This window comes from Spirosoma pulveris (assembly GCF_054781875.1).
Genome location: NZ_BAAGTO010000006.1, coordinates 365052 through 390845 on the forward strand (window position 1 = coordinate 365052; position 25794 = coordinate 390845).

The 25794-nt window shown below is 52.2% G+C and carries 23 protein-coding genes; 11 read left to right on the plus strand and 12 right to left on the minus strand.

All coding sequences use genetic code 11. From position 1 onward, the window contains the following. Nucleotides 1-60 precede the first annotated feature (60 nt). Nucleotides 61-891, plus strand: a complete 831-nt coding sequence (locus ACYVJM_RS21175) for an alpha/beta hydrolase (RefSeq protein WP_461150227.1) — start codon at nt 61-63, stop codon at nt 889-891. 199 nt (nt 892-1090) lie between these two features. Then, complete coding sequence (locus ACYVJM_RS21180; protein WP_461150228.1) at nt 1091-1492, plus strand: hypothetical protein; 402 nt, start codon at nt 1091-1093, stop codon at nt 1490-1492. A 63-nt stretch (nt 1493-1555) separates the two neighbouring features. Here ACYVJM_RS21180 and ACYVJM_RS21185 read toward each other — a convergent pair whose 3' ends face one another. From ACYVJM_RS21185 to ACYVJM_RS21200, 4 genes are all read right to left on the minus strand, one after another. Continuing rightward, nucleotides 1556-6130, minus strand: a complete 4575-nt coding sequence (locus ACYVJM_RS21185; RefSeq protein ID WP_461150229.1) for a nitric oxide synthase oxygenase — start codon at nt 6128-6130, stop codon at nt 1556-1558. Between the two features lie 323 nt (nt 6131-6453). After that, entirely contained in the window at nt 6454-7140 is a 687-nt protein-coding gene (locus tag ACYVJM_RS21190) for a LytR/AlgR family response regulator transcription factor (RefSeq protein WP_461150230.1), read from the minus strand. Continuing rightward, nucleotides 7137-9995: a PAS domain-containing hybrid sensor histidine kinase/response regulator gene (locus ACYVJM_RS21195; protein WP_461150231.1), complete on the minus strand. Its 2859-nt coding sequence runs from the start codon at nt 9993-9995 to the stop codon at nt 7137-7139. Before ACYVJM_RS21195 ends, ACYVJM_RS21190 begins: the two co-directional genes overlap by 4 nt. A 2-nt stretch (nt 9996-9997) precedes the next feature. Continuing rightward, nucleotides 9998-10537 carry a heme NO-binding domain-containing protein gene (locus ACYVJM_RS21200; RefSeq protein ID WP_461150232.1) on the minus strand — a complete coding sequence of 180 codons (540 nt, stop codon included), beginning with the start codon at nt 10535-10537 and terminating at the stop codon, nt 9998-10000. 258 nt (nt 10538-10795) lie between these two features. Here ACYVJM_RS21200 and ACYVJM_RS21205 point away from each other — a divergent pair, with 258 nt between their 5' ends. Further along, a complete protein-coding gene (locus ACYVJM_RS21205) occupies nt 10796-11350 on the plus strand; it encodes an RNA polymerase sigma factor (protein ID WP_461150233.1) in 555 nt (184 codons plus the stop codon). A 233-nt stretch (nt 11351-11583) separates the two neighbouring features. Continuing rightward, nucleotides 11584-11952 carry a hypothetical protein gene (locus ACYVJM_RS21210; protein WP_461150234.1) on the plus strand — a complete coding sequence of 123 codons (369 nt, stop codon included), beginning with the start codon at nt 11584-11586 and terminating at the stop codon, nt 11950-11952. A gap of 72 nt (nt 11953-12024) precedes the next feature. Here ACYVJM_RS21210 and ACYVJM_RS21215 read toward each other — a convergent pair whose 3' ends face one another. Both ACYVJM_RS21215 and ACYVJM_RS21220 read right to left on the minus strand, forming a co-directional pair. Further along, a complete protein-coding gene (locus ACYVJM_RS21215; RefSeq protein WP_461150235.1) occupies nt 12025-12504 on the minus strand; it encodes a hypothetical protein in 480 nt (159 codons plus the stop codon). 188 nt (nt 12505-12692) lie between these two features. Further along, on the minus strand, nt 12693-13259 hold the full coding sequence (locus ACYVJM_RS21220; protein WP_461150236.1) for a hypothetical protein: 567 nt from the start codon (nt 13257-13259) through the stop codon (nt 12693-12695). 181 nt (nt 13260-13440) lie between these two features. Between ACYVJM_RS21220 and ACYVJM_RS21225 the strand changes: the two genes are divergently transcribed. The 3 genes from ACYVJM_RS21225 to ACYVJM_RS21235 all read left to right on the plus strand — a co-directional run bounded on the left by ACYVJM_RS21225 (nt 13441) and on the right by ACYVJM_RS21235 (nt 16488). Beyond that, on the plus strand, nt 13441-14280 hold the full coding sequence (locus ACYVJM_RS21225; RefSeq protein ID WP_461150237.1) for an SDR family NAD(P)-dependent oxidoreductase: 840 nt from the start codon (nt 13441-13443) through the stop codon (nt 14278-14280). 68 nt (nt 14281-14348) lie between these two features. Further along, nucleotides 14349-15194, plus strand: coding sequence for an MBL fold metallo-hydrolase (locus ACYVJM_RS21230; protein WP_461150238.1), 846 nt, complete (start codon nt 14349-14351; stop codon nt 15192-15194). Nucleotides 15195-15237: 43 nt separating this feature from the next. After that, complete coding sequence (locus ACYVJM_RS21235) at nt 15238-16488, plus strand: FG-GAP repeat domain-containing protein (protein WP_461150239.1); 1251 nt, start codon at nt 15238-15240, stop codon at nt 16486-16488. 69 nt (nt 16489-16557) lie between these two features. Here ACYVJM_RS21235 and ACYVJM_RS21240 read toward each other — a convergent pair whose 3' ends face one another. The 6 genes from ACYVJM_RS21240 to ACYVJM_RS21265 all read right to left on the minus strand — a co-directional run bounded on the left by ACYVJM_RS21240 (nt 16558) and on the right by ACYVJM_RS21265 (nt 19369). Then, entirely contained in the window at nt 16558-16911 is a 354-nt protein-coding gene (locus ACYVJM_RS21240) for a hypothetical protein (RefSeq protein WP_461150240.1), read from the minus strand. A gap of 1 nt (nt 16912) precedes the next feature. Continuing rightward, entirely contained in the window at nt 16913-17263 is a 351-nt protein-coding gene (locus ACYVJM_RS21245) for a hypothetical protein (protein ID WP_461150241.1), read from the minus strand. A 51-nt stretch (nt 17264-17314) separates the two neighbouring features. Then, the gene (locus tag ACYVJM_RS21250; protein WP_461150242.1) at nt 17315-17668 is read right to left on the minus strand and encodes a hypothetical protein; all 354 of its coding nucleotides are present in this window, start codon (nt 17666-17668) and stop codon (nt 17315-17317) included. Nucleotides 17669-17764: 96 nt separating this feature from the next. Beyond that, entirely contained in the window at nt 17765-18106 is a 342-nt protein-coding gene (locus tag ACYVJM_RS21255) for a hypothetical protein (RefSeq protein WP_461150243.1), read from the minus strand. A 150-nt stretch (nt 18107-18256) separates the two neighbouring features. After that, on the minus strand, nt 18257-18976 hold the full coding sequence (locus tag ACYVJM_RS21260; RefSeq protein WP_461150244.1) for a hypothetical protein: 720 nt from the start codon (nt 18974-18976) through the stop codon (nt 18257-18259). 18 nt (nt 18977-18994) lie between these two features. Continuing rightward, the gene (locus ACYVJM_RS21265; RefSeq protein WP_461150245.1) at nt 18995-19369 is read right to left on the minus strand and encodes a hypothetical protein; all 375 of its coding nucleotides are present in this window, start codon (nt 19367-19369) and stop codon (nt 18995-18997) included. 302 nt (nt 19370-19671) lie between these two features. Here ACYVJM_RS21265 and arfB point away from each other — a divergent pair, with 302 nt between their 5' ends. The 4 genes from arfB to ACYVJM_RS21285 all read left to right on the plus strand — a co-directional run bounded on the left by arfB (nt 19672) and on the right by ACYVJM_RS21285 (nt 25763). Continuing rightward, nucleotides 19672-20073: an alternative ribosome rescue aminoacyl-tRNA hydrolase ArfB gene (gene arfB / locus ACYVJM_RS21270; RefSeq protein ID WP_461150246.1), complete on the plus strand. Its 402-nt coding sequence runs from the start codon at nt 19672-19674 to the stop codon at nt 20071-20073. Nucleotides 20074-20180: 107 nt separating this feature from the next. Continuing rightward, complete coding sequence (locus ACYVJM_RS21275; RefSeq protein ID WP_461150247.1) at nt 20181-20870, plus strand: RNA polymerase sigma-70 factor; 690 nt, start codon at nt 20181-20183, stop codon at nt 20868-20870. 67 nt (nt 20871-20937) lie between these two features. Continuing rightward, nucleotides 20938-21945, plus strand: coding sequence for a FecR family protein (locus ACYVJM_RS21280; protein ID WP_461150248.1), 1008 nt, complete (start codon nt 20938-20940; stop codon nt 21943-21945). Between the two features lie 311 nt (nt 21946-22256). Then, entirely contained in the window at nt 22257-25763 is a 3507-nt protein-coding gene (locus ACYVJM_RS21285; protein ID WP_461150249.1) for a SusC/RagA family TonB-linked outer membrane protein, read from the plus strand. Nucleotides 25764-25794 lie beyond the last annotated feature (31 nt).

Below are 25794 nucleotides of genomic sequence, written 5' to 3' on the forward strand. Positions count from 1 at the left end.
ACTTTCCTTAGGAATACGTTAGACCTATACTCAGGCTGTATTTATTTTCTGTTTAGTCTCATGCAATCCTTGCGTACCTTTTTCCTTGCGGGCCTGCTGGCCTTTGTTCATTTCTCGATTCAGGCGGCTACCGTCGATACCGTCGCCACGTACAGCCCATCTATGAAAAAGACCATCAAAGCGGTGGTCATTACGCCCGATTCGTATGCCGCCGGGCAGGCGTTTCCGGTGGTGTACCTGCTGCATGGCTATAGCGGCAACTACAGCGACTGGGCTAAAAAAGCACCCAACGTTGGCCGTGAGGCCGATCTGCACAAGGTCATCATCGTGTGCCCGGATGGGAATTTCGGGAGCTGGTATTTCGACAGTCCCGCCGATCCGTCGTTCAAATACGAAACCTACGTGGCCGATGAACTGGTAAACTGGGTCGACGGGCATTACAAGACCATCAAAAACCGGTCGGGGCGGGCCATTACGGGCCTGAGCATGGGCGGACACGGAGCCCTTTATCTGGCCTTCCGGCACCAGTCGGTTTTTGGCGCTGCCGGGAGCATGAGTGGCGGGGTCGACATTCGGCCGTTTCCCAATAACTGGGATATGGCCAAGCGATTAGGTACCTACGCGCAGTTTCCGGAGCGCTGGGAGCAGAATACCGTCATCAATATGCTTCATCTGCTCACGCCGGGGGCGCTGTCGCTGATCGTCGACTGCGGTACCGAAGACTTTTTCTTTCGGGTCAATAACAACCTCCACGATAAGCTGCTGGAGCGAAACATTGCCCACGACTACATTACCCGCCCCGGTGGTCATAACTGGAACTACTGGACCAGTGCGGTAACGTATCAAATGCTGTTCATGCGGCAGTATTTCGACCGGGCCAAACTGAATTGATTTGTACCCTCGGGCCCCGTTGGGCCTAGTCACCGGCTAGGCCGGGCCTCTCAGCCTAAACCAAAGCTGCCTGACCCGCAGGTGCGAATCAATAGAATACTTTAGTCAAAAACGGTGTTATCCGGGAAGGCGCGCGAAGGCCGTTCAAGCGAACGATGTGTAAAACGGCTTTTTAGACAGCCGTGCGCCTATACAGCCAATGAAGACCGAAACAATCTACGAACTGGTGGCAACGGCCATGCAGGAGCTTATTACCGAGCCCTGGACGATAGCTGAACTCAACATACGCTACCTGGCATCGAGCCACGAAGCCGAATGCGATGGTACGTACCTCGATGCATCCGGCGAAGCGCAGGTGTTGTCCACGGACTTCCCCGACGAAGTACTTGAGGCACTCCCCTTTCTCTTTGTCAACCGGGCAAACGACGGAAATCCACCGACGAACAACTTACAGATGACCATCTCGGCGCAGGGACGGTTTGCCGTCGATTACGAGTGGGATCAGGAAATAGAAGATGAAGATGCGCATTTCTCGAAAGGTGGAACCGTAAAAGAGTGGCTAAAAATCCGCCAGGAGAAGTACGGGTATACGCCCGAATAAACTACGCTCAGGCTGGTATCCCCACGGCCCGATACGGGTAGACCGGCCGTGGGGATACTAATTCTATACCGATACCCGTTCCAGCCAGCGTTCGCCCTGGGTATACTTCGCTTCCTGAAGCTCGGCCAGTGACTGACGGACGTTGATCAGCACGCCCCACACATCCATCACAAATCGGTTTTCGGCCTGCATTTGCCGAAAGAAGTTGACCGCTTCGGCATGCGACAGTCCGCCCGTTGTTTTGGCAATGGTCATCAGCACGTCAAAGACATCGTCGGCCATCCGGCCATCGCCACAGATGTAGTAGTGGCAATCGGGTTGCGACAGTACATCCCACAGATCTTTACTGCGCTGCCCGATAAGGTCCTGTACGTAAATTTTTTCGTCGTCGAGCCGCGAGAACGCAACGTCGAGGTGCGTGAGTACACCCGCTTCGTGCCAGGTTTCGAGTTCCTGCTGGTAGAGGTAATCATTTAAGTTACGACAGCCGAAGAACAGGCGGGCATGACCAATGTGCGTGGGGAGCGGAATAATGGTATCGTCGTCGTTAGTCTGTTTATGGCTGGCTTCGTGCAAGGCCCGAAGCTGCACTTCACGATGCTGTAAAAAGCCAACGAGGGGCGATAAACCCGTACCTGCTCCAACCATGAGCATGGGCGCCTGGGGAACCAGTGGCGGACGGAAGCCCGATGAGCGGATGGCTATCCGGACAGTGGCGCCCTGATTGGGGTCCAGTTGGGCTAAATAGTTGGAGCACAAACCGGAAATAGTCTTGCCTGCATCGGTTGTGGCCTGGACTACACCAACTGTAAGGTGTATTTCGGTCGGATGCACCAGCGAACAGGAGGAAATGGAGTACAGGCGTGGCTTTTGCCGGGGCAGTACTTCGAGTAACTGGCCGAACGACAACCGGGCGGAAGGAAAATCATCCAGCAAATCCGCTACTGTCAGAAAGGTGTCGGTAAGGTACTTTTTTAAAGCAGTAACAGCCTCATTGTCTTCCTGGATACGGTTGAGTATCTCCAGCCACGATTCCAGCCGGTTTTTCTCCACGGAGGAGGTGGTTGTTTTTAGCAGTGCCCTGAGCAGGTCATCGAACGGCTCATGTACGGTAAGGTCGACATCTTCTGTCAGTGCCTGCCACACCTGAACGGGCTTTGCGTACACATGATTTCCCTGAACGGCTCCCTTGTTTTCATCAATCGACGGAGTTATGAACCAGGCGTCGGCATCGATGTTCAGCCGATCAATGACCCGGTGAACAACGGTGGGCGGATTATGCGGATAAATCGCGACATGGTCGCCGGTTTCGTAAGTGGCCTCTATGGCACTGATGTCGAGTGCGATAAACCGGGTCGATCGGCTGCCAACGATAACTTCTTTGAGCAGCTCACGGTTGGCAAGTACCGGAACGGTATAGCCCGCCTGCTGTTTAGCCCGGTCTTCTCGGGCCGTTTCGGGTACCTGATCGGGGGCTATAAAGGTTACCTTCAGCGCTGAGTCAGCCGAGGCAGACAGGTCGGCACTTGTTGGGTCTTCGCCCAGTAAACGGGCCACAAGGTCGAGCCATTGCCGAAATGTATTGGCCTGCCCTCTTATTTCATCGCCTTTGTGCAGCATGATCACCCGGTTGGCGCCGGTGCGGGCCAGCTCCCGGTCCAGGGTTATACCTGCCGCGCAGAAATGGGGATAAACGGTACTGCCCAGCGCCATAACGGAAAAACTTACCCCACTGCACCCGCCCTGGGGCAAGGCCTGAATTTGAGCATAGAATTTTTGCGCATTGCCCGGCAGGTGCCCTTCTCTGAAGGTCGATGTAATGACCAGCAGCAGGTCTTCCTGCGCCAGTTGCTCTACATCATACTCATCGAGCGTCATCACGCGTGGCTGGAAGCGGTTCAGCCGACGCGCTGTTCGATGGGCGAAATGTTCGGCCGTTCCGGTTTCTGAGCCGTACAGGATCAGCACCCGGCGTGATCGATTCGCCGGGGCAATGGCCCGGTCAGGATGCTGCGTGAGACTCGACCGATCTACGTCCAGTACGTCCGTTCCCATGGCTTCATCGACACCCGTTGCATCATCGTTGAGAACAACCCAGCGGTCGGCCGCGTAATGGTAGGAGGGGCTAAGGTAGAAGTCGCGCATTTCGTGATGCCAGACCGGCGTTACACTCCCGCCTGCCGATGGCACCACCCACGACCACTGGGCGGGGCACTCGCGACCGGCCCGCTTTTCGCGCTGGTCGTGGGTTAGAAACTGGCGGGCTGCCGTTTGGTGGTCGACCAGCGTCACTTTCGCTTTGGAGAACGAGTGCAGAACGGCCACGTTCAGTTCCAGGAAGGCCCGGTCGCGCCAGAGGGTTTGCTCGCTGGAGGTATCCAGACCGAGGGCTTTGGCAATGGACTCTGCCTTTTCGTACCGCCCTTCTTCCCATAGGTTGCGGGCAATTTCGGTTTCCATGAACCAGCCATTGAAAGGGATGCAGCCGTACTGAATGCCGCCAATGTCCATCCGGAAGTTGGCAATGGCAGGAACGGCACACCATTTCATATCCAGAGCGCCGATAGCCGGATAGTTCGGGTGCTCAATGGGTACCTTCAGGACATCCTCGGGGCTGAACTGATACATCCGGGGGGGCTGACCGGGCACATCGATCACCAGGGGCAGGGTGTCGTAGGCTGTTTTCTCAATGGGGGGGACCCATCCCTGCCGAATGAGGGTTTGAGTCAGGCCGACATTGGCTTTGTCACCGAGTACGGTACCATCTTCCTGTTCGTAGCCCGCAAAGCGGATGTACTGACTGTTCCAGATGCGTGGTCCCCAGCGCTCCATTGGTTTTTTGGGGCGGAACACATTCATCACAATCTGGAGATTTCCGCCGTTGGTAGCCAGGCGCAGGTGTTCGGCACATTCCCGGAACATCTCGTCGGGGTCGGTAACGTGACGCAGGTCGCGCACGATCATGTTGCGCCACGAGATCCGCCCGATGCATTTGGACGCATTGCGCCAGGCGAGCTGGGCACCGTAGGCCAGTTCTTCATACGTATGCGTATAACTCCCGGTGGCCATAATCTCCCGTTTGATCTCTTCCCACCGTCGTTCGTAATCGACCGTATCCCAGGTTAGTTCGGCGCTGATCTGGTCCAGGTACTCTTTTGCCTGCGTCAGTATCCGTTGCTGGTTGATCATCGGCTGGCGCAGTACATTGGTTACCCGGTTCAGAAGAATTACCCAGGCATGTTCCTGCTCCGTACTGAAATCGGACACATGTCTCCGCAGAACGGTGAGCAGAGGTTCCACCAGTTTGGGGTATGCATCGGGCGGTACCGAAAAGTTGGTGTGAATCTGGCTCAGGTCGCGTAACTCCTGCGTAATGTCGACCCCATTGTCCAGCGACCGCACCAGAAACCCAACGGCCTGCATCAAATGCTCCGTCAGGCTGTCGATATCGGTTCGGTTAAAGTATGGAATGATCTCCGGATGGGTTTGGAAAAGCGCATGGTAGAAGTCTGTTCCAATTACGCGGGCATTTGCCGATAGCTGGTCGCCAACCTGACGCATCAGGCGGATCATGTCGGGGGTAAGAGCCTCGGTATACTGCCGGGTTGCGTTTAACGCGGGGATGAGAATAGCTCCAGTAAAGAAACGGTACATGGCCGAACCGTTGCCTTTGCTGAGGTTCTCCCGGTCATAGTCTTCCAGATGCGGTACCTGATTCAGAACCCAGATCCACACCCGGCGGGCCGTAAGCCAGTGATTGGGCCGCATGCCCAGATCGGCCAGAAGTGCCACATACTCCTCTACCGACTTATAGCCCTCCGCAGGTTTCGGGTACGTACCCCGGTAGCTTTCGCGCAGGATTTGCTCCGTATGAGGCATTAACTGCCGAACGCTTATATCGAAAAGGCTGGCAAAGTAGGTTGGTACCAGGTCAATGGCGTCGCCGAAGCGGTTGCTGAGTTCCGGCTCTTTGTGCAGCAGCCGCTCAACGAATAGTTCGATAAGCATGTCCTGATAAGCCAGAAATTTATTCCAGCCATCTTTTACGATCACCTGCTCGGGGGCCGTTAACGGATCAGCTTGTATTAATTCATCGAGCTTGTCGAGTAGGGGCTCACTGACTACCGGTGGGGCAGCGGATGGTTTATGGGCAAAAAATGGGCAGCCTGCTATTGAAAGCTGATCTATATCGTTTGTTGGATGCATGAATGGAATCTCGACGCGCTCGTCAGCCTGCTCTTTAGTGAGTCGGATGCGCACCTGCATATGAGGAGCTTCATCCCAGCCCCGCAAAGGTAAGTATGTATCGGTACTAGTTTGGTCATCGGCGGGTGTAGGCAGCGGAATGATCACCGGAGTCATCGAATGCCAATGCTGCTCATTTTCCGGCCGGTATTGAAGGCTTAACTGAAGGTCGCCATACCCCTGGAGGTACCCGTTGACAAGCCATTCGGGTTTGCGCCTTGTTTGTAAATGCTGTTCGCCTAAAGTTGTTCCGGTTGCATTTAGTGCCTGAATCATTCCGCGGTACGAATAGCCGTTCTCGGGGTATCCCGTGGCAACTACTTCCGTGATCCGGATCGTGCGTAATGGGTCAGAATGAGAATCTTTGAGGTAATTATTGATAGAGGCTGCCACAATAGTTATCAACGGCTTTAAGTATCCGGTATAGTAGGAATGACAATAACGTGTTGGATAAGAATGACTTAACTTATACCTGCAATGTATAGTTTACTATTGATAATTTTTGATTAACTACAAGGAGGTGAAAGTTATTAATTGAGTTTATGAATTTTATTATAAACTCGATACGATAAATATAGGATTAATTCAAATATAGAAACTTTAAATTAAGTAAAACAGAAAGTTTTTGACTAGTTATATAGATTAGGGGATATAGAAGAATGATTATGCGTTCGTTGGGCAGCTAAGAATTCGGATTTTACTTCGTTGGTATGTGCCTAAAGCAGATTAAGTCGATTCATTAATTCAGGCTTGTTCGCACGGCTAATGGGGATGACCTTATTATTGATCACTAAGGTGTTGTCCTGAATATCCACAATTTTGTCGAGGTGGACGATATACGAGCGGTGTACGCGCAGAAACTGTACCCCCAGCTTCTCCTCCAGGTATTTCATGGTCGTGTACACGATATGGGTTTGGGTAGCGGTGAAAATCTTGACGTAGTCGCCAATATTTTCAATGTACGCAATGCTGTCGAAGGGCAGCCGAATATAACGACCATCTGTTTTTATGTAAATCTCTTTCCGGCCATCACTCGCTTTCGAGCGGGCGTTCAGTTCCAGCACTTTCTCAACCGCCAGGTTAAACCGGGGCAGTGTGAGTGGTTTTTTCAGGTAATCCGTTACGTTATACTGAAAAGCCTCGAAAGCATATTCTATTTTGCTGGTTGTCAGAATAACGTAGGGAATGGACGGGAGCTGCTCCAATAGATCGAATCCGGAGAGGCCCGGCATTTCGACGTCCAGCCAGATTAAATCGACTGTCTGAGCCGCCAGGAAGTCAAGCGCGCTCCTTGCATTGTCAAATATGCCTGATAGGTGCAATGAGTTATGCTGTTCGCAAAGGCGCTGAAGCGCTTTGCGGGACATCACCTCATCTTCCACGATTATACAACTGAGCCTCATAGCCGGGAAAGCATTTGTAATTCTGTTTCCAGAATGGGTATCATTTTATCCAGTTCATCAACCAGGGAGTGGCAGTCCACCTCAAGTCCGCTTCGATCGGCCTCCTGCCGGGCTCTTTTCTCCACTTGCCGCATTTTCTCTTCCAGTGTCGAGAGTCCTACCATGGCCAGAGCTGGTTTTAGCCGGTGCGCGGTATTGGCCAGATCGACCCAGTCGTGTGCGGTGCACAAGTCCGGCAGCGTGCGTATATCGGGCACGACATCGCTCAAAAAGAGGGAGAACATCTCCGATGCATAGGCGGCATCCGTTCCGTAAAGGTCCGAAAGGCGTTTTCGGTCCAGCGCTTTATTGAACAGCAGACAGCCTTCACTATCGATAGTCGCTGCCGGGGCAAAACGCTGCAAGATGGAGAGCAGTTGGGCGGGCTCAAATGGTTTGGTCAAAAAGTCGCTCATACCGGCTTCCATCGCTATGCTCTTGTGATCGAGCATGGCCGATGCGGTAAGCGCAATAATAGGGGCATGTTGGTTGGGGTTCTGCGTACTGCGAATGGCAACCGTAGCTTCGTACCCATTCATGATGGGCATCTGAATATCCATCAATACAATGTCGAATGGTTGCTTTTTGGCTTGTTCAACCGCCTGCTTTCCATCCGAAGCCATTACGTAAGGAACATTCCATTTATTAAGCAAATTGCCAATGTAGGTCTGGTTCATGAGGTTATCTTCAACAACCAGTACGGAGCAGGTTTTTAACTCCTCTGCCATAACAAGCTGCTTGTCGACATTGTTTTTCGGTTCAACCTGGACTTTCGATTTAGCATAAGGGATGACGAAAGTAAAGGAGCTACCAACGCCTTCCTGGCTTTTTACCGATATACTACCCCCCTGAAGTTCAACAAGTTCTTTGGTGATGGCCAGTCCCAGCCCTGTTCCTTTATGTTTATATCCCTGCGGGTTAACCTGTTTGAACTTTTGAAAGACGAAGTCGACCTTATCGGCCGGAATCCCCACGCCCGTGTCCGATACGGTAAATTCGATCCAGCTTTTGCCCTCTTCCTCTTTTTTGATTTTGCTCATAATCTGGATCTGCCCCTTCTCCGTAAATTTCTCGGCGTTGCCAACCAGATTCATCATGATCTGATTCAGCATCACGTCATCGCCAATAAATGTGTTGGTGATACGGGTGTCCAGTAGAACATCGATTGTAATGGGCCGCCCCTGGAGCTTCATTTCGAACACTTTCTGGGTACTTCTGAGCAGACCCGCCAAATCGAACGGCCGGGCATGTATTTCGATGCGGCCAGCCTCAATCTTGGTCATATCCAGCAAATCGGAGATGAGGCTGTGCAAAAAGTCGGCGGAGGTTTTTAGGATATTGATGTACTCGCGTTGCTGCGCGGAAGGCTGGGTGTCGTACAACAGGTGCGACATGCCGATGATGGCATTGAGCGGGGTTCTGATTTCGTGGCTCATGTTGGCGAAGAACTGCTTCTCGGCCTGCTGCGCTTCTTCGGCATACTGTTTGGCGCGGGCCAGCTCATGCTCCAGCTGTTTGCGCTCATTCATATCGTAATGAATGCTCATAGAGCCCACTACCGTACCGTGTTCGTCCAGTATGGGTACGCCACTAACCAGTACCCAGATGCGGCTGCCATCCTTTTTGATCAGCTGTAGTTCGTACGAACCGGCAATGCCCTGCTTCCGTTCCTGCTGCTGCCGCTCAACAATCCCGATGAATTCGGCCGGTACCAGCAGGTCGGTGGCATTTTTACCCACCATTTCGGCCTCCGAGTACCCCAGCATTTGGCAGCATCGCTCATAAGCCCGAACAATAATCTGGTCGTTATCTACCTCAAAAAGTCCCAGCTCCATGTTGTTCATGATGCCGCGGTACTTTTCTTCACTGCGTCGGATAAGCTCACGGGCCATGTACTTTTCCGTTACATCGGTATATCGCCACAAATGCCCCATATACTGGTTGGCATCCAGGAAAATAGGGATGTAGTCGAGCTCCATAATACGCCCGTTGACCATACTGATCTCTTCGCCAACACAAGCCTCCCGGCTCAGCAGCAGTTCGTTCATCCGGTCTATGAACCCTTCCGGATGAACAAAGAGCGATTTTACCTGCTGGCGGGCACTCGTGCAGTCGTAACCGATGAGTTGATCAGGCGAGAGCGGCAATTGAAAAATATCGCAGAAAAGCTGATTGGCCAGGATAACCCGCCCGTGCTCGTCTTCGACCATCACGCCCGACTGTAGGTTGGTGATCAGGGTAGAGAGCCGGGTTTGGGTAGTCTCCAGTTCAATTTCGGCGAGTTTACGATCCGAAATGTCTCTGGCTACCGCTACCAGTTCCTGTATCTTACCGTTCGCTTCAATTAGTCGTACCGTCTGCCCGATCCAGACGATACGCCCATCTTTAGCCACTACCGGAAATTCATTATACGTGCTGTCCTGCCGTTCAGACATCATGGTCCGGTAAAAGTCGATGAGTCTTTTCCGGTAACCCAACTGAACAACGGAGGTAAAGTGACTGCTCAGAAACTCCTCCTCCGTATAGCCCAGCAGTTTCTCGACAACGGGGCTAACAAACGTAAAGAATCCCTCGGGCGAGATTTTGTAAATTATATCCTGAACCGATTCGATAAGCTGGCGATAGCGCTGCTCGCTTTCGCGGAGTTCGGCCAGTTTGTCCCGAATCTGCTGCTCCAGGTTTTCATTCAGGTGCAACAGTTGTTCGTTGGCGTTGTAAAGAGCCAGTGCTTTCTTCTCCAGGATGGCTTCTGCTTGTAAACGGGCCGTTTTTTCGCGAACAAGCTTCCTCCGTAGCAGGTCGATTTCGTCGTCCATAATCACGCCTTCACAATGTCAAATAAAACCTGACTACCATCTTCAACAAGATTCGTTTTGACGATCGTCGCTTTTTCGCCAAAGTTTGCCAAACAGCCTTCAATCAGCCCATGCGCGAAATCAGACAGTTTACGCTCCGATATATACAGCATACGAAGATGGTCTGGAGAGGGTTGGTCAATGGTAAAGTGGGGGAGCTCTGCATCCGGATAAAGTTTTCTCACTTCTACATGAATATAGTGCTGTACGGAGTTGAGCAGCTCGAAAGCTGAACTGGCCCGGTCAACAAACGGGCGGTAACTTCGGGTAAAAGCCGAAAACATATATTGACCATACGAACGTAACAGGTCCGCCTGGGCAATATTCGTCTTCTCGCTCAGAATCCGTACCAGGGTACCCATTTCGGCGTGATCATAGGTTCCGATGGCTGTGTATATCCCGCCCGATGGAAGATCGCTTTCGTCAAGCAATTGGTCAACCAATGCATAACCGAATTTATCTTCGATCATTTCTAAAAATTCGGTGAAAACGATTCCTTTCATTAAATAATAAAGTAGATAATAGTAAATAAGAGGATATTTAAATATATTATAAGTGGTTTTACTACGCAATATAGTAACAATTCCTCTAGAGAAAAGATATTATTTATAACTTGTTATTACTAAAATAGTGAATAGTCTACCAAATTAGGTGTAAAATTGTCATATCATCGAAAAATAGTACTATAAGTTGTATTTTTTGTCAATTTTTGTCCTGTAAAGAATAAGCTTGTTCCTGAACTACATAAATTTAGCCGGGTCATGAAAGTTAATCTAAGCGATGAGGAGATTATAAAGCAACATGTACAGTCAAGTACGGCCAGTTGTTACGAAAGCCTTTACAGGCGCTATCAAAAGAAGGTGTACCGGCAATGTCTGGCCATTACGAAGAGCCCGGAACAGGCGCAGGACTTTACCCATGATGTATTTATCCGGGTTTTTGCATCGCTGGACGGTTTCCAGGGGCGCTCAAGCTTTGCCACCTGGTTGACGAGTGTTGTCTACTATTATTGCCTCGACCAACTGAAGCGTGCCAAACGTCTGGCAACCATCGCGTTGGATGAAGAGATTGATTATTATACAGGCAGCGACGATTCGGAAAAAACGGATTACCAACTGCAGCAGCTTTCCAATGTACTCAGTGCCATCAGGCCAAAAGATGCCCTGATGCTAAAGCTGAAGTATGAGGAAGGGTTGCCCGTGAGTCAGATCGGTATGCAGTTAAACCTGAAGGAAAGTGCCGTGAAGATGCGTCTGAAACGTTCCCGCAATAGAGTCAGGGAGTTATGCCAAACGCCATTATACTGTTTGTATTAGCCAAGACCGCTATACGGAAGCGATAGTGGACCCTTCTTTAACTACCCGCACTGGTTGGTTGGAAGTTGATCGAGTAGTATTACTGTATAGGAAGGGTGCGTCGCTGTTGAATTTCAGTCTGTTAATTGTTTGTGGGCGAATAAAATTACCAGCCTGGTGCAACGTATCATAGAGAGGCTGCGTATTGCTCTCAGGTTCAAACTGCTTCCTGTTCTTTCCTAAACAATTTCCCAATGAAGAAATTTATTGTAGCTGGCTGCGTGGCCGCGACTTTACTGGGCGGATACGCCTGCACCAAAAGTACCGACCTCGCTCCCGATGAAGCCAATGCAGCGGCTGCCCGTACGGGTGCCGTACAGTCTGGTACGGCTACGGGTCCGCATAGTGGCACCGGCAGACCGGGCAAACCATTTAGTGGTACGGCTACAGGACCGCACAGCGGTACGGATACGCATCCGCACAGTGGTACAGATACACCCCCTCATAGCGGCACTGGGGGGGCGGGGACACCCCATGGGCCACATAGCGGAACCGCCACCCAGCCCGCAAGCGGCACTGGTGGCCCGGGCGGCCATCCCCGCGGGCATGGCCCTAACCATTAATGAGTTTAGTGTAAAAAAAAAGTTCATCCGCAGGGATGAACTTTTTTTTTATGAGCTGGCAGATCGGGAGGATCACTCGCCAAACAGTTGATGCCAAACGCCTTTGGCCTTTTCTTTTGCCTCTTCGATCTGAACCGCTGCTTCTGCCTTTAACTGATCCAGCTTAACCTGGGCTGCTTCCAGTTGGATGGCCGCTTCGGCTTTTAAATCGTCAAACTTGTCTTCGGCAACATCCGATAATTCATCCGCCTTAGCCGAAGCAGCCGCAAACGCCGTTTCGGCCTGCGCCTGCAGGTTCGACAGATTTTCGGCGGTTGATACTTTGGCCGCTTCAAAATGCTCGGTCGCTTTTGCCTTTAAGCCATCAATGTCGATGTCTTTTCCGAAGGCCTGTGCCTGAGCAACCAGCTTATCCTTTAGTTCGTCGAGCTGGGTACCAACGGCATCCAGGTGTTGACTCGCTTCTGCTTTAAAGGCTTCTAACTTTTCGGCCGCTGTTGCTTTGGCCGCCTGTACGTCTTCTGCCGCTCTGGGCTTTTCGTTATTTTCCATGCGATTGTCTTGTGGGATTTTTCCAGAAAGCAATTAAATTAAAACAGCTTCTAAAGGTCTAAAGATGAGCAGAAACCGGGGTAGAAACAAACATAAACGTAGGAAAGGAGAGCCGGGCGGGCGGGAGGGGGAGAAGCGGTACGAAAGGAGCAAAAAAACACCCGCTCCTGTTCGCATCGTCTGCTCCCTTAGCCAATCCTTCGTATGATCAGACTGTTTACCAGTTCGAAAAGGCCGGCTGGTTTAAGCGTCCGCCAGTTGGCAATGTCGAGGGTTCCACCAAAATTAATGTAATAGTCGAGGTGGTATTTTTTCCATTCCCGCTCAATGAATTCCGGCGAATGAATGGCCGCAATCCAGCCGTCTTCCACATCTTCAAACCATTCTTCGTAGTAGCTGTCGTCGGACCCGTGGAAATTGAGGATGTTCTCACTAATGAGGATGAAGTACTTAATGTCCTCGTGTACAAGTGGGTCGATTACCTGACGTTTCAGGTACATAATGTCGTTGTGAAGTGTGTCGTTCCATTCGCCAAACAGTTCGATCACCACAAACTGGCGGTCGTAGTTGGCGAACAGGATCTTGCAATAAAGGGTTTCTGAGCCTATTTCATCCCATAACGGATGAATGTAATAGCCGTAGATATTATTCTCGTACTGCTGCATGTTATACTCCCGTTCGTGAAACGGAGACCGCTCGTCTTCCGATGCGGTATAGTATTTCTCCCAGCCGTAGAAAGGTTCTATGTCCTGCATGAGTGAATTTAAAGAGTATGTCTTTCGCTCTTTTTATTTGCATAACGTCAATTTTCCCGCGTTTGTTGACGGCGGAATAAGTAAGTTTTCTGAATGATAGGGTAAGGTTGCAGGGCGTTTTTTACCAGACAGAAATAGCCGAACCCGCCAATCGATCCGTCATTCCGTGTAGCTTTACCGCATGAAACCTGTCAGCAAAAATATACTGATCACCGGTGTCTCAACCGGCATTGGCTACGGTGCCGCCAGACACTTTATTGGACGCGGCTATACGGTTTTTGGCAGTGTGCGGACGCAACCCGACGCACACCGGCTGCAGGCTGAACTGGGCGAACGGTTCGTGCCGCTTCTCTTCGACGTAACCGATGCCGCTGCCGTGACCGAAGCGGCCCGTTCGCTCACCGAACGGCTGGCCGGAAGTGGTCTGGGCGGGCTCATCAATAATGCCGGAATTGCTATTGGCGGCCCCTTACAGGATCAGCCAATGGCCACGATCCGGCAGCATTTTGAGGTGAACGTACTGGGGCTTATTCAGGTAACGCAGGCATTTTTACCCTTGTTGGGCGCCCGGAACAATCACCCCGTTCAGCCGGGCCGGATTCAGAACATCAGCTCGGTGAACGGGCAGGTGGCAATTCCATTTATGGGTGCGTATGTCGGTTCAAAACACGCGGTGGAAGGTCTTTCGCATAGCCTCCGCCGGGAGGTACGGCTGTTTGGTATCAAGGTGATCATTGTAGGTCCCGGCGCGGTCAAAACACCCATCTGGGGCAAAGGAACCGACATGAGCCCCTATGCCGACACGCCCTATTTTCCGGCCATGAAACGCTTTCTGAAGCAGGTAGAAGCCGCCGAAAACCGGGGCTTTTCCATTGAGTATCTGGGTGAGCGTATTGTGGACATTCACGAAACACCGAGCCCGCGTATTCGCTACGCACTGGTGCCCGGCAAACTCGTGGGCTGGATCATTCCCCGCCTGCTGCCCGCCCGAGCGCTGGATTGGGTGCTGAGTCGGATTTGATTTAATGGATAATAGATAATGGATAATGCTGGAGAGTAAATTTAATTACCCCTTACCCACCCTCCTCTATGCTCAAACCTGCTTTGCAAAAAGACGATACGCTGCTCGCCGATATGGACTCGGTTCAAGACCAGACCGATACCCTGCATATCTGGTGGCTTGGCCAGAGTGGTTTCCTGCTCCGGCATAAGGGCCATCAACTACTGTTCGATCCGTATCTGTCCGACTCACTTAGCCGTAAATATGCCGATACCGATAAGCCGCACGTCCGGATTTCCGAACTCGTCATTGACCCCGTTCGGCTAAAGAACATTGCTGTAGTAACGTCCAGCCACAACCATACCGACCATCTCGATGCCGATACGTTGCTGCCCCTTATCGCTGCGAATCCGGATTTGGCCTTCGTCATTCCCGAAGCGAATCGGGCGTTTATTGCCGACCGACTCAAGACCAGCCCGGATTGGCCCATTGGGATGAATGACAAACAAGCGGTTACGGTAGGGCCATTTGTGTTTCATGGCGTTCCGGCGGCTCATAACGAACTCGAACGCGATGCCGAAGGGCGCTGCAGGTTCATGGGCTTCGTGGTAGAAATTGGCGGGTACCGGGTGTATCATTCCGGCGATACACTCTGGTACGATGGCATGGAAGATGTGTTGCGCCCGTTTCAGGTCGACGTGGCGTTTCTGCCCATCAACGGCAATAAACCCGAACGGCGCGTGGCGGGTAACCTCAACCCCGACGAAGCCGCCCGGCTCGGGCGTGACATTGGCGCCAAACGGGTTATCTCGCATCACTACGATCTGTTTGCATTCAACACCGCCGACCCGGCCGATTTCGTGAAAGCCTGTGAACAGTACGGGACGCCGTACCGCGTTATGCAACTGGGCGAACGAATCAGTCTGACCCGGTAGAACCCGAATTTGCCTGACTTTATCCGGCATATCCCTAACCGCCATGAAAAACGCCCTGTTTCTGTGCTTGCTGACGGCCTCCCCACTACTGGCTCAGGTCGATACACCATCCGCCAATGCGCTGAAATTCAGCATTGAGGTTGTCGATAACCAGATCAGCATTGGTTATGGGCTGGCCATTGGGGACGTCGACGGCGACCGGCTTCCCGACATTCTGCTGGCCGACCAGAAAGAGTTTGTGTGGTACAAGAATCCCGGACGCCCGGCTCAGGGCACCAAAGCGGATGTCTGGAAACGGTACATCATGGCGGCCAACCTGACTCCGCAGGACAATGTATGCATTGCCGCCCGCGATCTGGACGGCGATGGGCGCGTGGAGGTGGCCGTTGGTGCCGGCTGGAACCCGGCCGAAACCAGCGACAGTACCAAATCCGGCGCTGTTTTCTACCTCGTGCGTCCGCAAGACCCGACCCAGCGCTGGGAACCCATCCGACTACCGCACGAAGTGACCACCCATCGGATGCGCTGGGCCAGGGTGGGTAAGGATAGTTACCAGTTGATTGTGGTACCGCTGCACGGGCTGGGCAACAAAAATGGCGAAGGTCGGGGCGTCCGAATCTGGGGGTACGAATTGCCGAAAGACCCGCGCGGCACCTGGAAACGGCATCTGGTGGACTCAACCATGCACCTCACGCACAACTTCGAGATTTGGGAAGACGGCGAGAATGGGTCGTCTACGGGCCTGATCGTGGCGAGTAAGGAAGGGGGAAATATTTTTCAGTGGCGTCGGAAAAAATGGCGGGCTGTCGATAGTGAGTCCGCCAACAATGCACTACCCTTGCTGACCAAAGACGTAGCCGGTATTGGCGAAATCAGGCGGTTGGATAAGGGCAAAAGCATTGCCACCATTCAGCCTATGCACGGCAATCTGCTTCAGGTCGAAACCGGAAATTATTCGCTGAAAAAAGTAAAAGATAAAGAAGCCAGCAAGGAAATCAGCGTGTTGAGCGACCTGTTGAGTCAGGGGCACGCACTCGTTTGTGGCGATTTTCTGGGCATTGGCAGCGACCAGATCGTAGCAGGCTGGCGCAACCCCAACGCTGACAAAAAAGTGGGTATTCGTCTGTTTAGACCTCAGGAGCGGGGAAGCGTAACCGGCTATTTACTGGACGATAGTGTACGCATGGCCTGCGAAGACCTGCAAGCCGCCGACCTCGACGGCGACGGTGACCTGGATCTGATTGCCTCCGGCCGGGCCACGCTGAACGTGTTGATCTACTGGAATAACCGCTGACTGTCGTACCGACCGTCCCGGTCAGTGTAGATCCTTTTTTAATCGGGATGGTCGGTACGACAACTCGGTTTACTCTTTATTGCCGATCTGGCCCGCCAGTGCCCGGAGGCCGGACGACAGCGCTTCGAGCCGGGTGCTCATATCGCCTTCCGGCCCCATCATTGTGCTGAACTGCGTCGTTTGGGTAGCTAGTGTTTCCAGCAAGCCAACCAGCTCTTCAGTATTAATCTGGTCGCTTCTTAACTGCGTCTTTACCTGTTCGAGCGTACTGGCAATGTCTTTGGCATTCTCCGCCTGGTTGAGTTGGGTGAGCCACTGATCGATAATGCCCGTACCACTTTGTGGCGTTGCGCTGGTTTGATCGCCCTCTACAACGGCCATTGTTGAGTCGAGCAGTGTCGAGGATTCTTCGTGCGTAAACATATTAAAACTGGTTACTAAAGTTGCGCAGCGCATGCGCTAACTGCGTGAGTTGATGGGCTGTGGTGCCATCAACGACTGGTTCCTGTGACAGGGTTGCGGTATGGCTGGCCATGCTCAGTAATAAGCCACGGATCATTTCCAGATCGTAATTACCTGTTTTCAGATGGTCGCGGAGTATGGTGATCTCAGCCATAATCCGCTCGGCACCTACGTCGCCCGGTAGTGCATTCAGCCAGCCTTCGAGTAAAAGAAGCCCTCGTTCGGGCGAAAGCGTGGCAAGACTTCCTTCACCAAAAGCACCCAGGGTATCGGTAAGCATTCGGTGTTCCAGTGTTGTTCCTGTTCCTTCCATAGCGTAGTAATGAAAAAGCTTCTGCCGGGTAATGGCCGGGCAGAAGCAGGGTTATCGATTGGTACTGAATTTTCTCAGGATTTTTGACAGACTTACCAGACCACCCGTCCAGGTGCCTTCGGAAGTTGGTTCTTCCGCTATGGTTTGCGCCTGATCGGCCAGGCTGCCCATTAGTTGCCGGACGTAAGGTTCGTCGGGTTGAGACGCCTGCAAAGCCGTCCGAAGTTCGTTCAGCGTACCTGTCAACTGATCCATGTTCGAATCGCCTTCCAGCGCCTGGAGCCAGCCGTCGAGGAGCATGACCCCCTGCGTAGCCGAAACCGGGGCCTGGCTATCGTTGTTGTCCCGAAACGCTTTGAGGGTATCGTTAAGCATACCCTCCTCTAAAATGTTTGATCCGAGCATATTGATTAGAAAGTTATAAGCTATCGTCTGGTGCGTTGTTCGTTATCGGTTGCTGTATTGGATAATTAACTCTATAACGAATAACGCACTAACCAATTAAAGACCGGCCAGCGTACGGAGCGTAATAGCCACGTTATCCAGTTTGCCTTCGGTTTGTTCCTGCACATTACGGCTTTGCGCTACTAAGGCCGTATTATCAGCCAGATTAAGAAGCAGCCCTTTTACACGGTCGGCATCAGGTTCGTTGAGGGTTAGCTCGTTCCGCAACTCCTTTAAATCGGCTTCGATCAACTGGGTTGCGGTATTTCCTTCAATGACCCGCAGCCAGTTGTCAATAAGTTCGATACCGTCCTGTGGCGAAGCCAAAACCGTGTTATTGTCGTCGGTAAGGTTGTTTGTTCGCTCAAACAACCGCTGATCCAATGCGTGAGAAGGCATAATTCGTTCAGGTTAACAACAGCCTGGCACTCATCTTTATTAAAAGCCAATGCCTGAGCTGTTGGTGGTTTGTTGTCTTCAAATAACCCCGTCCGGGGCGCTTTGTTTAAGTTGATTCGGGTAAGCTGAAACGGTAGCGGGTGTTTTCGTTTAGTACTGCGACCGACCGCCAGACTGGCTATAGTCTGCGTCACCGGCTCCGCCCGACACGCCCATACCCGCCATCCGGTTGCCGGTATCGCTTCGGGAGTCCTTCGCAGCCGCCGAATTATCGCCGGGGCCAACCCGGGAGCTTCCTTCGTCGTTGGATTCGTCGGGCGTGCGGGTGGGTTCCGAAGCGCCGTCGCTGTTTGCCGCGTCCTCCATCAGAACTGTAGGGCCGCTGCTGACAGTACCCCCGCTGCGATCGGTCAGGTCATCGGCCGATGGGTCGAAGCCGGAAACCCCCGCCCCGCTATGTGTCGACTCGCCCCCAACCGTACTGGTCATGGGAGCCTGCTCGCCAGACGTATTGCGTCTTGCTTTGCCCGTCAGCTGCTGGCCGAATCCCTGCAGCGCTTCCGAGAGGAAGGTTAGTTTGGGCTTGTTATCTTCATCGGCCGTACTGACCGTTTGCTTTGTCTGATCGCACAGGGCCTTTATAATGCGCTCTACGTGTTCGCCGTTGGGATTGCCGCTCTGAAGCTCGGCTTTCAGATTGCTCAGTGCATCAACGAGGGGCGAAGTTGAAGACCGCTCCTCCGACTGTAAAAAACTAAGCCAGCTGTCGATGAGCGAAATGCCATCCGTTGGCGATATTGCTGCTGTTTCGCCGTTAAAGGCTTTGGCCGTCAGGCCGATTAAGTTTGCTGCGTGTTGATCCATTGCCATGCGCTGTCGTGTTTAGGATTAGCTGATTTGACTGGTTGTCTGCCGATGAAGGTTTTCAAGTACGGCAACCAACTGGGAAAGTTCCTCCTGCTCCGCACTCGCTTCGGGCGTAGCCGCTACGGCCCGGGTTTGCTCAATCAATTCCTGCAATAGCGACGCAATGCGCTGGTTGTCTATTCGATTGTATCGTTGGGCGGTGTCAATTTCCGGGCGTAACCGTTCGAGCGTTTCGGCGATATCATCGGTAATCTCGTCGCCCGCTTCTTCCAACCGGTTCAGCCACTTGTCAATGATCGACAGGCCGTCTGATGCGGTCGTTTCATCAATGTTGCCATCGAAGGTATTCACCGTCTCCTCAACGAGTGAAATCTGGTTCTGGTCTTTCGCAATCATGATTCAGTTTGTTGTTTTGTTGTTCATTGTACGTATGGGATAGAAACAAGGCATGCCTGGTCTTGTCTCTATTCATTGTTTGGTCAATCCCGTCCGAAACCATATTGATGCCTTCGGCAGTTGTTGCTGAGGTTGAGCCCTCACCCAAACGGAAAGCGAGTCGTCCGGCATGGCCGCCATTTTATGCTCATGGTGAGTCGTATCCGCGAATCCTTTAGTTTTGGAACTAACCCATGCATTGGGCGATTGTTCGCCAGATGTCTACATATTTATATTCAGTCCACAGATTAACTTTACTACACATGGATGCCAGTCGTTTACAGCCCGAGTTACAGTATCAGTTTGCCCGGAGTGGGGGAGCGGGCGGGCAAAACGTCAATAAAGTAGCTACCAAAGCCGAACTCCGTTTCGATGTTCGCAACTCGCTATTGCTCACAGATGAAGAACGGGCTGTTCTGGAAGAAAAACTGGCTAACAAACTGACTACCGAGGGCGAGCTGGTCCTGACGCACCAGACCGAACGGACGCAATTGGCCAATAAAGAGAAAGTGACGAAAAAGTTTTACCGGCTCATCGACAAGGCTTTCGAGAAAGCTAAACCCCGCAAAGCCACTAAACCGTCCAGAGCCGCCGTGGAGGAGCGAATCTCGCGGAAGAAGCAGAAAGGTGATGTGAAAGAGAAGCGACGAAAAGTGGATTATTGATTTTTATTGGGAAAAATTGATAATCCACTAAGGGGGTTTTTGGCGAAAGTTGTCTTTGTTCGTATACGACTGACTCGTACAGAGGCTGACTCGTTTACCAACAGGCTATGCAGGTACGTCAACTGATTGATTCTTTTAGCCCTCCTTTCCCGGCACCTTCCACCGTTCCGCCTTCGGTCGACGAGGCTGTTGAGCCGTCCGACGAAAAACCTGTCGGAACCGATACGGAACTGTTTATTCGGGCTGTATTTAGTGATGATCCCCGCAAAGGCTGCGAATTACTTTTCCGGCGTTACCATCAGGCTCTTTGCAGCCATGCCGTTCGGTTTGTGTATTCGAAAGAAACAGCCGAAGACTTGGTAAGCGATGTTTTCTGTAAATTCTGGAAGACAAGGGCCTACGAAAATGTTACCTCCTCCTACCGGTACTATCTCTTCCGAAGCGTTCGGAACGAAGCCTACAACTACCTCCGGCTGGAGTTTCAGAACCTGGACGATCTTGATACGGCACCCGTACCCGAAAGCGCGTTTGGTCAGCGTCCCGATCAGGTTTTACAATTCGAGGAAGTGCTGCATCGGGTAGAGGAAATGGTGGAATCGCTCCCGCCCCAATGCCGGAAGGTCTTTCTCCTGAGCCGTTTCGAAGGCAAAAAATACCAGGCTATCGCCACGGAGTTAGGCATTTCCATAAAAACCGTTGAAGTCCACATAGGGAAAGCCCTGAGCACCGTCCGAAAAGGGTTGAAAGATCATTGGCTGTTGATCGGGCTGTTTGTCTGGCGTTTTCTGCCTTTTTAATGCCCGGTCAGTCAGTCACCGCGTTTACCCGAACGGTACCTCATCAACCCCAAGACTACCCCACACAATGGAAACCGAAGTCAATAAAGAGCTAATAATGAACCATTTTGCCCGAAAAACGTCTCCGCTTCAACGGGAACGGATCGCGCAATGGCTTCAGGAAAAAGCCAATGAAGAGAACTACTACGAATGGCTGGAAGAGTGGGAAAACCGGAATCCGCAATACCGCACACAAACAGACAGCGCCATTCAGCAATACGCGGCTTTTCTGGCCGATAACCCCCACCTGCCGGATTTGGAAGCCCGGCATGAGCAACCCGATAGCGTTCCGCTGAATGGCCGGAGCCGACGCTATTGGCTGGCAGCGGCCTCAATTGCGCTGCTCCTGGGTATGGGAATAGTCGTGTTTCGTGACCAAATTATGTACAGGAATTACACGACGGCCTTTGGCGAAACGCGGTCGATGACGCTGGATGATGGGAGCCTCGTTACGCTCAACGCCAATTCCAGTCTGCGCGTACCTCGCTGGGGGTTTGGCTCATCGAGCCGCGACGTGTTTCTGGCCGGGGAGGCCAGCTTCTCGGTAACCCACACGCCCGACGATCGGAAGTTTATCGTCCGGACGGCAAAAAATCTGGACATCGTGGTGCTGGGTACGGAGTTCACCGTCTTTGCACGGAAACGTGGCGCGCGCGTAGCCCTCAACAAAGGGAAAGTACAGCTTCTGTATCAGGAGGGAAAAACGGCCAGACAGGTACTGATGAAACCCGGCGACCTGATTACCCTCGACCCCCAGAACCACCTGGCTTTGAATCCGGTAAAGCAGGCCCGGGTGCGGGCTGTTAACGAAGAAAAGCGGTTTGTCTTCGAGGAGACGACCCTTCAGGAAGTGGCCTATCTGCTCGAAGATAACTATGGCTTGCAGGTGGACATAAAGAACCACGAACTGGCCGAGCGTATACTCATGGGTTCGTTCCGGGCCGATAACGTCGACCAGCTTCTGCAATCCATCTCCGAACTGCTGGATGTGAATGTGGTCCGGCAGGGCAGCCATGTTCAGATCACAGACAATTGAGGACTGGATGAGTAACCGTTTCATACTCACAGACATGCCGACAAAATCCATTTATCTGATCATGAATAACTATTATTCCCGATAGACTAATAGGTAAATGGTTGATTATCAATTTATTGATTTTTTCTTGGAAAAGAAATTCGCGTAATTCAACTTTGCCCACCAATTAACAAGACTAATGTAGGGCAAACGCCTTGCCCGTTACACAAATGCGGTTCATTCGTCGATTGGCCGATGTCCGCTGATCACAATTACCCGCTTGATGACTCACGTTTGAATTTTAGCCAAATAACTCCTAACTCCTCACTTTTATGGTAAATCATTTACGAAAGGCCGCTGGCACAGGCATTATTTCCCTGTTCGTACTCATCGGGTTTCAGCCCGGCTGGTCGCAGTCGGTCGTGCTGGCCAGTAGTGTTCAGCAGAAGCGGGTAGCCATGACCGAAACGGCTGCAAAGCGTCAACTTAAAGACGTGCTTACCGACCTCAAAAAGCAGTACAGCGTGGACATTATGTTCGAATTGCGAACGGTAGAGGGACTTTCTGTCGCACCGGAATCCCTGAACCTGAAAGCGACTCTGGATAAAAATCTGGAAGCAATTCTACAGCCGCTGGGGCTTCGGTTCAAACGGGTGAACAGCAACTCCTACCTGATCCTGGCAGCAAAAAAAATGAAGAAGTTGGCGGCTCTATCGGATGAGCTTCCGGGTCAAACGCCTGGTCAGAACCCGGTTTCAGAAAGTGAACCTTCTATAAAAGCACCCGCCCTGACCGCTTTAGTCGCGGCTAAGACGGATGCCAAAGTGACCACCGATCAGCCTATTACGGGCACCGTTAAGAGCGAAACCGGCGAAACGCTCCCCGGCGTCAACGTTGTGATCAAAAACACGACCAAAGGCACCACCACCGATGCCAACGGCCGGTTTACGCTGGAGGCTCCCGCTAGTGCCATCCTTGTTTTCTCCGGCATTGGTTTCACGACCCGGGAGGTTGCGGTAAATGGACGGACACGTATAGAGGTTGCGTTAGTGACAGATAACAAGCAGCTCGATGAAGTTGTGGTGGTAGGGTACGGCACGCAAAAGCGCAACAGCCTGACCAATTCCGTGGCGCAGATAGGTGCTGAGGAAATTGCCCGCCGACCGGTTTCCAATATCCAGCAGTCGTTACAAGGTCAATTGCCAGGCGTTACCGTGCTTGATCAGGGTGGCTCGCCGGGCCGTTCCAATACCGCTATTCGGGTTCGGGGCATCACGACGTTTAATATCAATGGCATCGGTAATACCGCTGGCACCAACAACGGCTCCGGCGGTTACGACATGAGCAAGAACGACGCGCTGGTGATTGTGGATGGTATCGAACAGCGGCTTTCAGATATCAATCCGGACGATATTGAGACAATTTCGATCCTGAAAGATGCGGCCTCGACGGCCATTTACGGGTCAAGAGCAACGAATGGCGTGGTACTCGTAACGACAAAACGGGCCAGAGGTAGTAAGGTGCAGGTGGAGTATAATGGTTATTACGCCATTCAGAACTCCATTAACAAGCCGACCATGATGGGCATTGAAGACTACATGCGCCTACAGGTAGTGGCTTACACCAATGCAGGCGCTGCCCTGCCCGCCCGGTTCACGGAATCCTCGATTCAGGCCTATGTAACGGCTACCGACCGCGAGAAATACCCGATGCCAAATACCTGGTTTCAAACGGTGCTGCATTCGGCTCCCCAGCAGAACCACACCATTGCCGTTGCAGGCGGTACCGAGGCCCTGCGTACCCGGTTGAGCCTGCGCTATCAGGATCAGGGCGGTATCATCACGAATTACAACAGCAAAATTGGGGAGATACGCCTGAATACCGATTACACGATTTCGCCCAAGCTGCGCGTGAGTGGCGATATCAACTACCGGTACAATTACTCGCAGGCCCCGACCATCGACCCTATCAACTTTCTGTTTCACGGGTCACTCTGGGCCGTACCCAAATATGCCGATGGTACCTATGGCCTAAGTACGCAGGGTAATAACCCACTGATGTACGCCGAAATCGGGGGTAACTCAAAGCGGTCGACCGATTACCTGGCAGGCTACGTAAAAGCCGATTGGGAGATTCTCGATGGGCTGACCTTCTCGACACAACTGGCCGGACGGGGTACGTTTGTACAGGAAAAAAACTACGCGAACTCGTACGTGAACGTCGATAAGACTACCAACATTACTAAAACCGTCGCCAACAACACCCTGACCGAAGTTCGGAACACCCTGCGCGAATATACCCTGACCAGCTTACTGACCTACGAGCGCAAATTGGCCAGCCATAATCTGAGGGGCTTATTGGGTTATTCGCAGATTGGCAACACCCAAACGTTCCTGAGCGCCTATCGAGAACGATTTTACAACAACGATATTCAGTCGATTGGACAGGGAGCCAACGACGGAACCAAAAACAACAATGGCAGCGATGCGGATTATGGATTGCGGTCGTACTTTGGCCGGGTCAACTACGATTATGATGGCAAATACCTGGTGGAAGTAAACGGGCGTTACGATGGCTCCTCCAAGTTTACCGGGCAGAAGCAGTATAGTTTCTTTCCGTCGTTCTCGGCAGGCTGGCGGCTCTCGAAAGAACGCTTCTGGCAGGGCCTGCAAAAAACGGTTAACGACCTGAAATTACGCGGGTCGTGGGGTATAACGGGCAACCAGTCGGTGAATCTGTATAGCTATTACGCTGCGCTGACAGGTAGTGGATACAACTTCAACGGGGCGGCTGTGCAGGGGTATCGGCAAACGACGCTGGCAAATACCGATTTAGGCTGGGAGTCGACAACCCAACTGGATCTGGGGCTGGATGCGTCTTTTTTTCGGGGCCGCATGAACCTGACGGTCGATTATTACCGGAAGCTCACGAACGACATTCTGCTGAACCTGGATATACCGGCAACGATTGGACTGACGGCTCCACCGCAAAATGCGGGCTCAGTCGAGAACAAAGGCTGGGAGTTTAGTCTGAACTACCGGGGTGCCAAAAATCCGTCGGGTTTTCAGTATAATCTGGGCGCCAACTTCAGTGTAAACGAAAATAAGGTTGTCGACCTGAAAGGCACCGGCCCGTACATTATCGGCTCGGACATCGACCCCCGCTACATCATTGCGGTTGGCCTGCCCATCAACGCCTTGTGGGGGTACAAGACAGATGGCCTTTTCCAGACCCAGCAGCAGATCTCCGAATACAAGGCCACGTATGGGGCCAATACCAAACCGGGCGACGTGAAATATGTTGATGCCAATGGCGATGGGAAAATCGACGCCAACGACATGACGAACATCGGTAATACGTTTCCCAAGTTCACGTTTGGCCTTAACTCGAACTTCTCGTACCGCAATTTTGAGTTGAACCTGCTCTTTCAGGGCGCGGCTAAAGTGAGTACGCGTTTGGCCGGTGCGTTGTCTGAAATGGGTAATCAGGAGGGCTTTACGCACTCAATTTACACCAATAATTACTGGACGCCGGACAACACCGATGCTCGCTTCCCCCGCCCCATCAAGTTCGACTTACGCAACGTGGCCACCTCCGACCGGCTGGTGATCGACGGGTCTTACCTGCGGCTGAAAAACATTCAACTGGCCTATTCACTACCAGCGGCTATTGCCTCGAAAGTGCGGTTGAGCCGGATTCGGGCCTATGTGTCGGCTACCAACGTGCTTACCTTCTCGAAACTCAACGAGTGGAATCTGGACCCCGAAGCGGGCTCAGGGCGGGGGGTGTACTATCCGCAAACGTCGTTGTACACGCTCGGCCTCAATCTGCAATTCTAATCGCATTCACCCGTCTACTTTCTCAAAGCTC